Raw genomic sequence first — 12,170 nt, forward strand, 5'->3', positions numbered from 1 at the left:
AATTCGTGCCCATAATGAAGGACTGAATTAGCCAATCATTGCGAATGAAGAATGCGAGATTTGCAAATATTGCGAATATCGCAAGACCACTTCATTCGCCAGGAACCACACGATGAGCAAGACCTTCATGGGCGTGCGCCTGCGCAAGCTGCGCGCCGAGCGCGGCCTCACGCAAGTGGCGCTGGCCCACGCGCTGGGCCTGTCGCCCAGCTACCTCAACCAGCTGGAGCAGAACCAGCGCCCGCTCACCGTGGCGGTGCTGCTGAAAATCAGCCGCACGCTGGGCGTCGACGTGCAGCAGTTCTCCGAAGACGAAGAGGCCCGCCTGGTGGCCAGCATGCGCGAAGCGCTGGCCGACAACCCCGGTGGCGACACCGTGGCGCTGCCCGAGCTGCGCGAGGTGGCCTCGCAAATGCCCGCCGTGGCGCGCGCGCTGCTGGCGCTGCACCGCCGCCACCAGGAGGCCATGGAGCGCCTGGAGATCATGGCCGCGGAGTTGGGCGACGGGCGTGGCGAATTCACCCGCACGCGGCCCATGCCCTTCGAGGCGGTGCGCGACTTTTTCTTTGCCCATCAGAACCACTTCGACTGCCTCGATCGGCAGGCGGAACAGCTCGCGGAAGAAGCGCGCGCCCACGGCGGGCCGCTGTCCGAATGGCTCCTGCTGCGGCTCATGAAGCAGCACGGCGTGCGCGTGGTGCCCACCGAAGACGACGCGGTCGACAGCCAGCGCCGCTACGACCCCACCAGCCGCGTGCTGCGCCTGTCGGGCCGGCTGGAGCCGGGGCAGCAGGCGTTTCAGCTGGCGACCCAGCTGGCGCTGCTGGAGCAGACGCAGCCCATCGAGTCGCTGGTGGAAGGCGCCAACTTTGGCGATGCGCCGACGCACGCGCTCGCCCGCATCGGTCTGGCCAACTACTTCGCCAGCGCCATGCTGCTGCCTTACGGCCCCTTCCTGAAAGCGGCGGAGGCGCTGCGCTACGACATCGACCTGCTGGCGCGCCGCTTTGGTGTGGGCTTCGAGACCGTCTGCCATCGCTTGAGCGCCATGCAGCGGCCCGGCGCGCCCGGCGTGCCCTTCTTCTTCATTCGCGTGGACCGCGCGGGCAACATCTCCAAGCGGCAGTCGGCCACGCACTTTCACTTTTCCAAGACCGGCGGCACCTGCCCGCTGTGGAACGTGTACGAGGCCTTCGCGCAGCCCGGGCGCGTGCTGCGGCAGCTCGCGCGCATGCCCGACGGGCGCACTTATCTATGGGTGGCGCGCACCGTGTCGCACGGGCAGCGCGGCTTTGCGTCGCCCAGCAAGACCTTCTCCATCGGCCTGGGCTGCGACATTCGCCATGCCTCGCGGCTCATCTATGCCAAGGGGCTCGACCTGGCCGACCAGGAGGTGCCCACGCCCATCGGCATGGGCTGCAAGGTGTGCGAGCGCGTGGCCTGCCCGCAGCGGGCGTTTCCGTTCATCGGTCGGCCGCTGGACGTGAACGAGAACGAAAGCCGGTTCACGCCGTATGCGGTGGCGGATGCCTGAGGGCTTGAAGGCCTGAAACCCGATCGGCCAAAAAAACAGCCCGCACAAGGCGGGCTGAATGGCCCCTGTCTTGCAAAGGGCCTGTGGAGGGAGGTGTCCGCCGGAGGAATCAAGCGGACCAGGCAATGATGGCGACCAATCGAGGAGACTTTGTGGAGGCGCGCGTGGTTTTTGGTTTGCCGATGATTTCGTGGTGCCTGTCTACACTGCGCACCCGCCTTCCCACCACCCACTTTCCCACCACCCGCATTCCCATCTTTCGAGGCCACACACCCATGACCTACCAGCCAGGAATTTTCAACGGCAAGCGCGCACTCGTCGCCGGCGGCACGCAGGGCATTGGCGCCGTCATCGCCAACCACCTGGCCGCGCTGGGCGCGCAGGTCACGGTGCTGGGGCGCAGCGGCGGCGACGGCACGCTCGACGCGGCGGTCGAAGTGCGGCAGGCCGACATTGCATCGGGCGCGAGCCTCGACGCTGCGCTGGCGAACATCGAGCGGCTCGACATCGTCTTCAACTGCGCCGGCATCCTGCAGCGCGGCGCGGAGCACGACATCGAGGTGTTCGAAAAAGTGCTGGCCGTGAACCTCACCGGCACCATGCGCGTGTGCAGTGCCACGCGCGAGCGGCTGAAGGCCAGCAAGGGTTGCATAGTCAACACGGCATCGATGCTGAGCTTCTTCGGCGGTGGTCTGGTGCCGGCCTATGCGGCCAGCAAGGGCGGCGTGGCGCAGCTCACCAAGTCGCTGGCCATCGCCTACGCGGCGGACGGCATCCGTGTGAACGCCGTGGCGCCGGGCTGGATCGCCACGCCGCTCACGCAGGCGCTGCAGGACGACCCGGCGCGCGCCGGCCCCATCCTCGCGCGCACGCCCATGGGCCGTTGGGGCACACCCGACGACGTGGCGCGCGCGGCGGTGTTCTTGTGCACGCCAGCTGCGTCGTTCATGACCGGGGTGGTGCTGCCGGTGGACGGCGGCTACATGGTGAGCTGAGGCGCAGGGAGCGCGAGCGCCTTCGCGATCACATGACCGCGCGACCACAGGCCACGTGACCGCGTGACCTCGGGCCTCAGGTCCGGTGCAGCGTGATGCGCACCTCTGCCGAGCGCGCCCGTGCCCGCAGCTGGCCGCAGCCGCCGTCGACGTCCTGCCCGGCCGAATCGCGCAGCTTGGTGAGAATGCCGCGCTCGTGCAGCGTGCGCGCCATCGCCTTGCAGCGCTCCCACGACGGGCGGCTGAACGCCACGCCGTCCACCGCGTTGAACGGAATGATGTTGAGCACGCCGTACTTGCCCGAGAGCAGCCGCACGATGCCGTCGATTTCGTCGGGCCCGTCGTTCACGCCTTCGAGCAGCGTCCACTGGTACTGAATGGGGTAGCCCGTGGCCCGCGCATAGCGCTCGCCTTCGGCCACCACTTCTTCGGGCGTCATGTGGGGCGCGCGCGGCAACAGCGTCTTGCGCAGCGCAGCCTTGGTGGTGTGCAGCGACAGCGCCAGCGCGGGCTTCACGCGCTCCTGGTGCAGCCGCTCGAACGCGCGCGGGTCGCCCACGGTGGAGAACACCAGGTTCTTGTGGCCGACGTTGCCCACCGTGCCCAGCAGCTCGATGGCCTCCATCACGTTGTCCAGGTTGTGCGAAGGCTCCCCCATGCCCATGAACACCACCTTGCGCACCGGCCTGCGACTGCGCGCCAGGGCCACCTGGGCAATGATCTCGGCGCTGCCCACCTGGCGCAGCAGGCCGTCGCGCCCCGTCATGCAGAACTGGCACCCCACGGCGCAACCCACCTGCGACGACACGCACAGGCCGTCGCGCGGCAGCAGCACGCTTTCGACCATCTGGCCGTCGGCCAGCGCCACCAGCAGCCGCTCGGCACCGTCGGCACCGGGGTGCACCGCATGAATGCGCGCCAGGCCCGCCAGCTCGGCCTCGATGGCCGGCAAAGCCTCCATCAAAGACGACGGGAAGAAGCTCGCCGGCAGGCGCCGGCCGCTGTCGCGGGGCAGCGCGTGGGACCACAGCCGCAGGATGCGCTGCTCGTGGCTGGGGCCCGCGCCGGCGTCGCGCAGACGCCGTTTGAGTTCGTGGATTCGCATGCAGGCAGGGGAAGGGAAGGCGCCATGGACGGCGCAACAAGGGTGGGCGCCCGATTGTGCCCCCGGCCCTCACTGCACCGCCCCTGCGCGCCCAGCAGTGACAATGCCGCCATGGCCAAAGGCAAACGAATTTCCGACGACATTGGGGACGACGCCCTCCAGGCGATCAAGGCACTGGGCGCCGCCGCCAAGCTGGCGCGCAACAACGCCGGCGAGGGCCAGGCGGTGGCCGCCACCCGGCTGGGCGTGCATGTGCAGACCATCGCGCGCATCGAGTCCGGCGAGCCCGGTGTCTCGGTCGGGCATGTGGTGGGCATGCTGGCGCTTTACGGCATTGCCGTGGGGGTGCAGCAGCCGGGCGTAGACACGGACAAGGTCGCGCCGCCGTCCTGAACGGCCCTTCGCGCTGGCTGTTTATATGCGAGTCATTCGCATCCAGGCTCCTATAATCGGCGCGCTTTCGTCACCTGCGCGCTAACGCAGGCCCGGCAGCCGCCCCAACTCAGGCTCGCTTGACGGGGCTTGGAAGGCTTCGGCGTGACCGGCGCCCGGTCACGACACCCACCGAGCAAACCCATGGTCCAGCGCATGCAGATTCCCAGCTTCGGCACTACTTTCACGGCGGCCTCGCAATGAGCATCGCCTTGCGCATTGCCGCCGGCATGCTCGGCGGCTACGCCTTCACCTGGGGCTTCATCGCCCTGGCCATCGGCCTGCTGTATGCCGCGCGCATGGCGTTCCACGATGCCGAGGCGCTGAGCTACATCGTGGGCTTCATCGTTTTTCTGGTCGCGTTTCTCTGGGCCTTTGCCGCGCGCAGCCTGGCGCGTGTGTGGCTGGTGCTTGCGGGCGGCGGCGCGCTCATGACCGGTGCGGCCTGGCTGGTGCAGCGCGCGCTGCTTTGATGCCGACATTGCGTACCCAGGAGACTCCCCCCGTGTTCCAGAACTTCCGCCTCTCCATGGCCTGGCTCCACACCTGGTTCTGCCTGGTGCTGGGCTTTGTGCTGATGGTCGTTTTCTTCTTCGGCTCGCTGTCGGTGTTCGACCGCGAGATCGACCGCTGGGCCATTCCCGCGTCGCGCTTCGCGCCGCAGCCCATGCCGTCGTTCGACAAGGTGCTGCTGCCCGTGTTTCAGGACATGAAGCCCAGCCGCGAGAGCATCGAGCAGGCCCGCGGCCGCGTGAACGGCCCCATGGCCGACAGCTTTCCGGTCGTCAAGAGCTGGGCCGCGTACACCACGCACCGCGACCCGGTGCTCAGCCTTTTTTCCAGCTACGAATTGCCCAACGCCAAGGACCCCGAGGAGGGCGTGTTCGGCAACCGCACCATCGACCCGCGCAACGGCAAGTCGCTGAGCGACGACCACCTGAAGATCGGCAGCCAGTTCTTCTACCCGCTGCACTACAGCCTGCATCTGGAGTGGATGAACCTGGGCTACTTCATCGTCGGCTTTGCCGCGCTGGTGATGCTGGTGGCGCTGGTCAGCGGCGTGGTGATGCACCGCAAGATCTTCAGAGAGCTGTTCACTTTTCGCCCGCGCAAGCACACGCAGCGCAGCACGCTCGACCTGCACAACCTCACCGGTGTGGTGGCGCTGCCGTTTCACTTCATCTTCGCGTTCTCGGGGCTGGTGATTTTCGGTGGCATCTACTTTCCGCTGACCGACACCCAGCTCAAGCCACTGCACGATCTGCATGAAAAGCACGAGGCACTGGAAACCGGGTTGCCGCACGACCGCGCGGGCGTGGCCGCGCCGCTCGCGTCGGTCGACGCCATGGTCGCCGAGGCCCGGCGCCGCTGGGCGGCCAAGGACATGGCCGGCGACGTCGGCCTTCTGAGCGTGCAGCACGTGGGCGACGCCAACAGCTATGTGAGCGTGTTTCGCGCGGGCACGGACCGCATCGCGCTCACCGGCGAAGGCATTCACTTCAAGGCCTCGACCGGCGAGGTGCTGCGCGAAGACCCGCCGCTGACGCCCGTGGCCAGCATCAACACCTTTCTGACCGGGCTGCACCTGCAGCACTTTCGGCACTGGCTGCTGCGCTGGCTGTATGTGCTGGGCGGCCTCTCGGGTTGCGTGTGCATTGCCACCGGCTTCATCTTCTTCGTGGAAAAGCGCAAGCGCCAGCACGCCAAACAGGGCCGCGGCGGCGCGCGCTGGGTCGATGCGTTTGCGGTGTCCACCGTGACCGGCATGCTCATCGCGGCGCTGGCCATGCTCATCGGCAACCGCCTGCTGCCCACCGACCTGCCGGCGCGCGGCGACTGGGAGCAGTACATCTTCTGGGGTGCGTGGCTGCTGGCGTTTGCGCACGGCATGTGGCGCACCGCGCCCGTGGCGCAGGCGCGCATGGCGCCGGCCTGGGCCGAGCAATGCTGGGCCGTGGCCGTGATGGCCGTGGCCGCCGTGCTGCTGAACTGGCTGACCACCGGCGACCACCTGCTGCGCACGCTCGGCGAGCGCTACTGGCCGGTGGCCGGTGTCGATCTGTTCATGCTGGCCAGCGCCGCCATTGCGGTGGCTGTTGCCCGCAAGCTCGGCCGCCGCGCCGGTGCGCCTGCCTTGGTGGCATCGCCCCTTGGAGTTGCCACGGCTTCCACCGCCGGTGCGGAGCGCGCCAATGGCTGACGCCGTTCTGCTGCTGCTGGCCGTGGCGGCCAACATCGCCGGCCTGGGCTGGCTGGCCCTGGCCATGGACGTGCATTGGGAACAGGCGCTCGGGCCTGTGCCTGCATCGCGCGGCACCGTGAGGCTGCTGCGCGTGCTGGGGGTGTCGGGCCTGGCGGCTTCGTTGCTGCTGTGCCTGGCGGTCGATCACGCGTCGATGGCCGCGCTGGTGTGGTTCATGACGCTGGCCGGCGCCGCCTTGGTGATCGCCTTCACAGCGAGCTGGAAGGCACGCTGGCTGGGCCTGCTGGCGGCCTTGGCGCGGCCGGCGGCCTGAGCGTTCTAGGAGCGGTGTCGGTTTAGCTGCCCTGCGGCAGCTTGGCGATCACCTTGATTTCGAACTGAAAGCCATACAGCCAGGTCACGCCGATGCCGGTGAGCGTCGGGTGCGGGGCGGCGCCCCAGTACTCGGGCACCAGCTTCCAGATGGTCTCGAAATTCTTTTCGGGGTCGACGATGAAGACAGTGACGTCCACCACGTCGTCGAAGGTGCAGCCCGCGGCTTTCAGCACCGCGTTCAGGTTGTCGAATGCGAGGCGCACCTGCGCCTGAAGCTCGGGCTCGGGCGAGCCGTCGGGCCGGCTGCCGACCTGCCCCGACACGAACAGAAAACCGTTGGCGCGCACCGCCGGTGAATAGCGGTTCTTGTTGTACAGCGCCTGGCGCCCCTCTGGAAAAACAACATCGCGTTGCGTCATGCATCTGCCTTTTTTTGGAATGGGCCGCAAGCCGGCCCGTGGGTCACGGTGAAGGGACTTTAGACAAGCACGCCCGCCGGATAAACAGGCAAAGCCAACAATCACTGTTTGCAGAACCCAAACAATTGCCGACCGATCGCCAAAGCCAGGAACCGAAGACATGGACCGTTTCGATGCAATGCAGGCCTTTGCGCGCGTGGTGGAAACACGCAGCTTCACCCAGGCCGCCGAGACGCTGAACATGAGCAAGACCAGCGTGACGCAACTGGTGCAGCAACTGGAGGCCCGGCTGCGCGTGAAGCTGCTGAACCGCACCACGCGCAAGGTGAACGTGACGGCCGACGGCGCGGCCTACTACGAGCGCGTGGTGCGCCTGCTGGGCGACATGGACGACGCCGAAACCAGCCTGTCGACCGCCTCGGCTGCGCCCCGCGGGCGGCTGCGCGTCGACGTGCCCAGCCCGCTGGCGCGAACGATCCTGGTGCCCGCGCTGCCGGCGTTTCATGCGCGCTACCCCGACATCCAGATCGACATGGGTGTGAGCGACCGCATGGTCGACCTGATCGGCGAGCGGGTCGACTGCGTGCTGCGCGGCGGTGAGCTCACCGACCCTTCGCTCATGGCGCGCCGCGTGGGCGACCTGCAGCTTGGCGTGTATGCGGCGCCCAGCTACCTGGCGCGTGCCGGCATGCCTGCGCACCCCGGCGCGCTAGAAGACACCCACCACCGCATCGTCGGCTTCTTGTGGTCACGCACCGGCAAGCCTTTTCCGTATGCCATGCAGCGCGACGCGGAGCGCCTCGAAGTGCGGGGCCGCTACGTGTTCTCGTTCGACGACGGCAACGCCTACCTGGCTGCCGGGCTGGCCGGGTTGGGCGTGCTCTGGCTGCCGCGCTACATGGCCGATGCGCATGCGGCCAGCGGCGAGCTGGTGCCGCTGTTCGAGGACTGGCAGCTCGACCCGATGCCGATGTACGTGGCGTACACGCCCAACCGACATGTGAGCGCCAAGCTGCGCGTGTTCATCGATTGGGTGGTCGAGCTGATGGCGCTGCATGCGCCCGTCAAGGGGCGGCCAGCATGAGCGCCACCTCGCGCAGCCGCTGGTGCGCGTCGCCCTCCCATTCAATGGGCAGCTGGTTCTTCGCGCGCAGGTAGTGGTGGGTGAACACGCCGAGCCATGCGTCCAGCGCCTGCGCGGCCAGGTGCTCGCCGGCCAGGCACATGCACAGGGCGGCCACCTCGCTGGTGCAGAAGTGGTCGTCGCGCCCGGAGCGGCGCAGCTTGTACTGCGTGACCTGGTCCGACTGCAGGCTCAGCACGGGCAGCCGGTCGAGGTAGGGGCTTCGGCCGAACATCTTGCGTGCCTCGGCCCAGGTGCCGTCGAGCAGGATGAAGAGCGGGCGCCTAGCGGGTGGCGTGCTGCTGGAAGCAACTGACGCTTCCTGAGCTTCCGAAGGCGCAGGTTGCTCGACATTCAGCACCACCCGCTCGGGCGCCGCGTACTGCCCCGGAAACACCACGTACGGTTGCCATTGCGGGTCGTTCAGCAGCGCCAGCAGCGTAGGGTCGGTTTCGGTGCGGGCCCAGCCGAAGGCAAAGGTGTCGGCCACCACGTCCGCCACCAGCCAGCCGGTGTTGCTTGGCTTGAGCGTTTCGATGTCGGCCATCAGCAGGCACACCCCGGCGCGCGTGGTCATTGCGGGGCGCAAGGCGCACATGCAATGGGTCGGCGACAGGCGGCAGCCGCCGCAACGCTCGCGCTTGAAACCGCCACGGGCCAGAAAGGGTTTGACGCTGCGCGCCAGGCGCGCGGCGCGCAAGAGGGAAACGGCGTGGGGCATGCGGGGATTCTCGGGCACGCCGCACGCCGCACGCCGCACGCGATAGCGGGTTGCCGTCGCGGCATGCCCGGCGTCAGCGCAGTGCCGCCCCTTCGCTGCGCGACAGCTTGGTGAACGACAGCAGCGACAGCAAGGTCATCGCACCCACCACCCCGAAGGCCGGAGAAAAATCCGCCGCCGTCAGCGCGTCGGCGCTACTGCCATGCCACCACGCCGCCAGCGTGACCAGCGAGGCGCCCAGCGTCACGCCCAGGCTCAACGACAGCTGCTGCGCCATGCTGTTCAGCGTGGCCGCGTGGCTCATGCGAGGCTTGGGAATCTGCGAGAAGCCCAGCGTTTGCAGCGACACCATCGCCATCGAATTCACCAGCCCGCCGAACAGCAGCGTGACGAAGATCTGCAGGTGCGGCGTGGCCGGCGTGAAGCGGCCGTAGCTCACATAGCAAAGGCTGGTGAGGCAGGTGGCGCCCACCAGCAGCGAGCGAAACCCGACCGCGCGAATCGCCTTTGCCATCACCGTGCGCGTGGCCAGCGAGCCCAGCGCGGTGGCCATCGTGAGGCTGCCCGAGGCCAGCGGCGAAAGACCGAAGCCCAGCTGCAGCATCAGCGGCAGCAGGAACGGCGAGGCACCGATCGCAATGCGCAACGGCGTACCGCCCAACACCGACGCGCGATAGCCCGAGAACCGCAGAATGCCCAGGTCGATCAGCGGGTGCGCCTTGCGGCGGCTGCGCAGGTGGTACGCCAGCGACGCCAGCGCGCCCATGCCCGCCAGCGCCCACAGCGCCGGCACCGGCAGCAGCGCCTTGCCCACCATCTCCAGGCTGCCCAGCAGCGCCGTCAGGCCCACGGCCAGCAGCACGAAGCCTTCGAGGTCGAAGGGCGTGCGCGTGCTGTCTTCGGGTGTGTCGTTGATGAAGCGCAGCGCCCCGGCAATGGCCAGCAGGCCGAACGGAATGTTGATGAGAAAAATCCACCGCCACGACGTCAGCGTGACGATGGCCCCACCGAACAGCGGCCCCGCCAGCCGGCCGAACGCCGGCGGCACCGTGAACCACACCATGGCCGACACCATCTGCGCCGGCGGCACGCTGCGCAGCAGAATGAGCCGGCCCACCGGCAGCATCATCGCGCCGCCCAGCCCCTGCAGCACCCTGAAGGCCACCAGCTGCGGCAGCGTCTGCGCCGCGCCGCACAGCGTGGAGCCCAGCGAGAAGAACGCCACCGCCACGCAGAACACTCGCCTGGCCCCGAAGCGCTCGGCCAGCCAGCCGCTCACGGGCAGGAACACCGCCAGGCTCAGCAGGTAAGAGGTGATCGCCAGGTTCAGGTGCAGCACGCTCACGTCGAGCGCGTGCGCGATGGTCGGCAAGGCGGTGGCCATCACCGAGGTGTCGAGGTTTTGCAGGAAGAGCGGAGAGGCGACGATGAGCGGAACGATGCGGTGGCGGGGTGGCATGCCGGGCATTGTCCGGGAGGGGAATTAGGTGGGGGTTGGGGGCGCCGTTGCAGGCGCCAGCTCACGGCACCCGTCGACAGTCGAACCAGTTCCGGGCGGTGGTGTGGCGGGTGGTGAGCGCACAAGTCACCCCCGAAGTCACCCCCGAAGTGGCCCCGAAGTCACCCCCGAAGTCCGGCGTCTGCTGCAGGTTCTGGGCGGCGAGATGAGTCGCGCCGAGATCATGGCCGCTTTGGGGTTGAAGGACGAGAAGCAATTCCGCGATAACTACCAGCAAGTCGCCATGGGCGGCGGGCTCGGTCAGGCCAACCCGGACGACTGGAACAAGCGCGAAAGCAACCTCTGCATCGAGGTTGAGTACCCCCGCCTCAAGGCGCCGACAGGTGCCCGTTCCACGGCAGGAACAAATAGCCGCCCGACGCCTCCTGCAGCGCGGCCTGTACCTCGATGAGCGTGTTGATCTCGTCGAGCGCTTCGTCCAGGTCGCCGATGGCCACCTCGAAGCGCGCGTTCAAATCGCGCAGCGCCGCTTCATGCGGCGTGCCCGCGCCGATCTCGATGGCCTCCGCCTGAACATGCGGTTCGCTCGACAGACGAATGCGAAAGGGCTGAGACTCGCCGGTGCTTGCGATCAGCAGGCCGGGCTCCTGGGAGACTTGCAGGCCATGGTCGCGCAGCGCGGTTGCCGCGGCCTCCAGGTCGCAAGTGCCCGCGCGAAAAAATACCATCCAGACTTCGGCCATGTGAACGTCCCCCCTTGCTTGGCTATCGTTCGGCAATGTAGCCCACAGGGTCCCTCTGCTTCAACCGCCTCCTGCACAGCTTCTTGCACAGCCTCATGCCCACCTATCACCGCGTCTTTCGTCTGCTTCCCTTGCTCCTGCTCGCCGCATCGGCCCACGGCCTTGCCGCCACGACCATCGACAGCATGCGGTCCAACGACGCCATTCACGGCCTCTACGAAATCCGCGAGAAGGCGCGCGAATTCGTCGCGCAGGAAAACGCCCGCACCCAGAGCACATGGGAGGCCATCGAGCCGAACCTGAAGGTGCTGGTGCCGCGGTGTGCCGTGCCCTTGCAGGCGCGCTGGGACACCCTGCGCTGGTCCGCCGTGCACAAGGGCGAGGTGGTGCAGCACACCCGCCGCGTGATCGCGGTGGTCTGCGCACGCGCGGTGAACCCCGCGCAGAAGTGGGACGTGCACGTGCCGGTGGCGCAGCGGCGTTAAGCGGCCAGGCGCTGTGGCGGCAGGTACGGCACGATGTTCCTGAGCGCATTGGCCACGTAAGCCTCCTTCTCGCCCACCGGCGCCACGTAGTGCAGCGCCGCGCTCGCGGCCTCCAGCCCCTCGGTGCGCGCGATGATCCAGCCGGCCAGGTAGGGCGCGGCAAAGCAACCGCCCGCCGTCGCGACATTGCCCTTGGCAAAGAAGGGCTGGTTGAGCACCTCCACGCCGGCCTCTTGCACCCAGGGCTTGGTGGTGAGATCGGTGCAGGCCGGCACGCCCTGCACCAGGCCGAGCTTGGCCAGTATCAAGGTGCCGGAGCACTGCGCCGCAATCAGCTGGCGCGCGGGGTCTAGCGCCAGGCGCGCCATCAGCTCGGGGCTGTCGACCACCTCGCGCGTCTTGATGCCGCTGCCGACGACCACCGCATCGGCGTCGCGCGCTTCTTCCAGCAAGGACTGTGCATGCACGGTCACGCCGTTCATCGAAGTGACCTGCGGGCCGGGGCAGCACAGCGTCACGCGCCAGCCGGGCTTCTTGATGCGGTTGAGCACGCCCAGGGCGATGAGCGAGTCGAGTTCGTTGAAGCCGTCGAAGGTCAGGATGGCGATGTGCATGGCGGGCTTGAAGTGGGGATGT

At 67.9% G+C, this 12,170-nt stretch carries 15 protein-coding genes; 9 read left to right on the forward strand and 6 right to left on the reverse strand.

All coding sequences use genetic code 11. The features are described from left to right. Positions 1-112 precede the first annotated feature (112 nt). Entirely contained in the window at positions 113-1,534 is a 1,422-nt protein-coding gene (locus VLK31_RS16115; protein ID WP_409169420.1) for a short-chain fatty acyl-CoA regulator family protein, read from the forward strand. Between the two features lie 275 nt (positions 1,535-1,809). Further along, positions 1,810-2,529 (forward strand): SDR family NAD(P)-dependent oxidoreductase, encoded by a 720-nt coding sequence (locus tag VLK31_RS16120; RefSeq protein WP_409169421.1) that lies wholly within the window; start codon positions 1,810-1,812, stop codon positions 2,527-2,529. A 76-nt stretch (positions 2,530-2,605) separates the two neighbouring features. Here the strand turns inward: VLK31_RS16120 and VLK31_RS16125 are convergent, their stop codons facing one another. After that, complete coding sequence (locus VLK31_RS16125; RefSeq protein WP_409169422.1) at positions 2,606-3,634, reverse strand: RNA methyltransferase; 1,029 nt, start codon at positions 3,632-3,634, stop codon at positions 2,606-2,608. A gap of 111 nt (positions 3,635-3,745) precedes the next feature. Here VLK31_RS16125 and VLK31_RS16130 point away from each other — a divergent pair, with 111 nt between their 5' ends. The 4 genes from VLK31_RS16130 to VLK31_RS16145 all read left to right on the forward strand — a co-directional run bounded on the left by VLK31_RS16130 (position 3,746) and on the right by VLK31_RS16145 (position 6,582). Continuing rightward, positions 3,746-4,027: a helix-turn-helix domain-containing protein gene (locus tag VLK31_RS16130; protein ID WP_409169423.1), complete on the forward strand. Its 282-nt coding sequence runs from the start codon at positions 3,746-3,748 to the stop codon at positions 4,025-4,027. Positions 4,028-4,266: 239 nt separating this feature from the next. Then, complete coding sequence (locus VLK31_RS16135) at positions 4,267-4,539, forward strand: iron uptake protein (RefSeq protein WP_409169424.1); 273 nt, start codon at positions 4,267-4,269, stop codon at positions 4,537-4,539. Positions 4,540-4,571: 32 nt separating this feature from the next. Then, positions 4,572-6,266, forward strand: a complete 1,695-nt coding sequence (locus VLK31_RS16140; protein ID WP_409169425.1) for a PepSY-associated TM helix domain-containing protein — start codon at positions 4,572-4,574, stop codon at positions 6,264-6,266. Further along, complete coding sequence (locus VLK31_RS16145) at positions 6,259-6,582, forward strand: DUF3325 family protein (protein WP_409169426.1); 324 nt, start codon at positions 6,259-6,261, stop codon at positions 6,580-6,582. The genes VLK31_RS16140 and VLK31_RS16145 overlap by 8 nt, the downstream gene beginning before the upstream one ends. Positions 6,583-6,604: 22 nt before the next feature. On the opposite strand, the gene VLK31_RS16150 is transcribed toward VLK31_RS16145, so the two are convergent. After that, complete coding sequence (locus VLK31_RS16150; RefSeq protein WP_409169427.1) at positions 6,605-7,003, reverse strand: RidA family protein; 399 nt, start codon at positions 7,001-7,003, stop codon at positions 6,605-6,607. A gap of 160 nt (positions 7,004-7,163) precedes the next feature. Between VLK31_RS16150 and VLK31_RS16155 the strand changes: the two genes are divergently transcribed. Beyond that, entirely contained in the window at positions 7,164-8,087 is a 924-nt protein-coding gene (locus tag VLK31_RS16155; RefSeq protein ID WP_409169428.1) for a LysR family transcriptional regulator, read from the forward strand. Here VLK31_RS16155 and VLK31_RS16160 read toward each other — a convergent pair. After that, positions 8,068-8,847: a tRNA-uridine aminocarboxypropyltransferase gene (locus tag VLK31_RS16160; RefSeq protein ID WP_409169429.1), complete on the reverse strand. Its 780-nt coding sequence runs from the start codon at positions 8,845-8,847 to the stop codon at positions 8,068-8,070. The genes VLK31_RS16155 and VLK31_RS16160 overlap by 20 nt on opposite strands. 73 nt (positions 8,848-8,920) lie before the next feature. Further along, the gene (locus VLK31_RS16165) at positions 8,921-10,306 is read right to left on the reverse strand and encodes an MFS transporter (RefSeq protein WP_409169430.1); all 1,386 of its coding nucleotides are present in this window, start codon (positions 10,304-10,306) and stop codon (positions 8,921-8,923) included. Between the two features lie 223 nt (positions 10,307-10,529). Here VLK31_RS16165 and VLK31_RS16170 point away from each other — a divergent pair, with 223 nt between their 5' ends. Then, positions 10,530-10,757: a hypothetical protein gene (locus tag VLK31_RS16170; RefSeq protein ID WP_409169518.1), complete on the forward strand. Its 228-nt coding sequence runs from the start codon at positions 10,530-10,532 to the stop codon at positions 10,755-10,757. Here VLK31_RS16170 and VLK31_RS16175 read toward each other — a convergent pair. Further along, positions 10,675-11,049, reverse strand: a complete 375-nt coding sequence (locus VLK31_RS16175; protein WP_409169431.1) for a hypothetical protein — start codon at positions 11,047-11,049, stop codon at positions 10,675-10,677. The genes VLK31_RS16170 and VLK31_RS16175 overlap by 83 nt on opposite strands. A gap of 95 nt (positions 11,050-11,144) precedes the next feature. Between VLK31_RS16175 and VLK31_RS16180 the strand changes: the two genes are divergently transcribed. Further along, positions 11,145-11,534 (forward strand): hypothetical protein, encoded by a 390-nt coding sequence (locus tag VLK31_RS16180; protein ID WP_409169432.1) that lies wholly within the window; start codon positions 11,145-11,147, stop codon positions 11,532-11,534. On the opposite strand, the gene VLK31_RS16185 is transcribed toward VLK31_RS16180, so the two are convergent. Next, positions 11,531-12,148 (reverse strand): DJ-1/PfpI family protein, encoded by a 618-nt coding sequence (locus tag VLK31_RS16185; RefSeq protein WP_409169433.1) that lies wholly within the window; start codon positions 12,146-12,148, stop codon positions 11,531-11,533. The genes VLK31_RS16180 and VLK31_RS16185 overlap by 4 nt on opposite strands. Between the last annotated feature and the right edge of the window lie 22 nt (positions 12,149-12,170).

This window comes from Variovorax sp. H27-G14 (assembly GCF_046156345.1).
Classification (GTDB): domain Bacteria; phylum Pseudomonadota; class Gammaproteobacteria; order Burkholderiales; family Burkholderiaceae_C; genus Variovorax.

Bases quoted from the DNA above. Each gene is read 5' to 3' on its own strand.
- VLK31_RS16145 (WP_409169426.1), top strand. From the start codon at position 6,259: ATGGCTGACGCCGTTCTGCTGCTGCTGGCCGTGGCGGCCAACATCGCC.
- VLK31_RS16125 (WP_409169422.1), bottom strand. From the start codon at position 3,634: ATGCGAATCCACGAACTCAAACGGCGTCTGCGCGACGCCGGCGCGGGC.
- VLK31_RS16175 (WP_409169431.1), bottom strand. From the start codon at position 11,049: ATGGCCGAAGTCTGGATGGTATTTTTTCGCGCGGGCACTTGCGACCTG.
- VLK31_RS16165 (WP_409169430.1), bottom strand. From the start codon at position 10,306: ATGCCACCCCGCCACCGCATCGTTCCGCTCATCGTCGCCTCTCCGCTC.
- VLK31_RS16180 (WP_409169432.1), top strand. From the start codon at position 11,145: ATGCCCACCTATCACCGCGTCTTTCGTCTGCTTCCCTTGCTCCTGCTC.
- VLK31_RS16135 (WP_409169424.1), top strand. From the start codon at position 4,267: ATGAGCATCGCCTTGCGCATTGCCGCCGGCATGCTCGGCGGCTACGCC.
- VLK31_RS16120 (WP_409169421.1), top strand. From the start codon at position 1,810: ATGACCTACCAGCCAGGAATTTTCAACGGCAAGCGCGCACTCGTCGCC.
- VLK31_RS16130 (WP_409169423.1), top strand. From the start codon at position 3,746: ATGGCCAAAGGCAAACGAATTTCCGACGACATTGGGGACGACGCCCTC.
- VLK31_RS16170 (WP_409169518.1), top strand. From the start codon at position 10,530: ATGGCCGCTTTGGGGTTGAAGGACGAGAAGCAATTCCGCGATAACTAC.
- VLK31_RS16155 (WP_409169428.1), top strand. From the start codon at position 7,164: ATGGACCGTTTCGATGCAATGCAGGCCTTTGCGCGCGTGGTGGAAACA.
- VLK31_RS16185 (WP_409169433.1), bottom strand. From the start codon at position 12,148: ATGCACATCGCCATCCTGACCTTCGACGGCTTCAACGAACTCGACTCG.
- VLK31_RS16115 (WP_409169420.1), top strand. From the start codon at position 113: ATGAGCAAGACCTTCATGGGCGTGCGCCTGCGCAAGCTGCGCGCCGAG.
- VLK31_RS16150 (WP_409169427.1), bottom strand. From the start codon at position 7,003: ATGACGCAACGCGATGTTGTTTTTCCAGAGGGGCGCCAGGCGCTGTAC.
- VLK31_RS16160 (WP_409169429.1), bottom strand. From the start codon at position 8,847: ATGCCCCACGCCGTTTCCCTCTTGCGCGCCGCGCGCCTGGCGCGCAGC.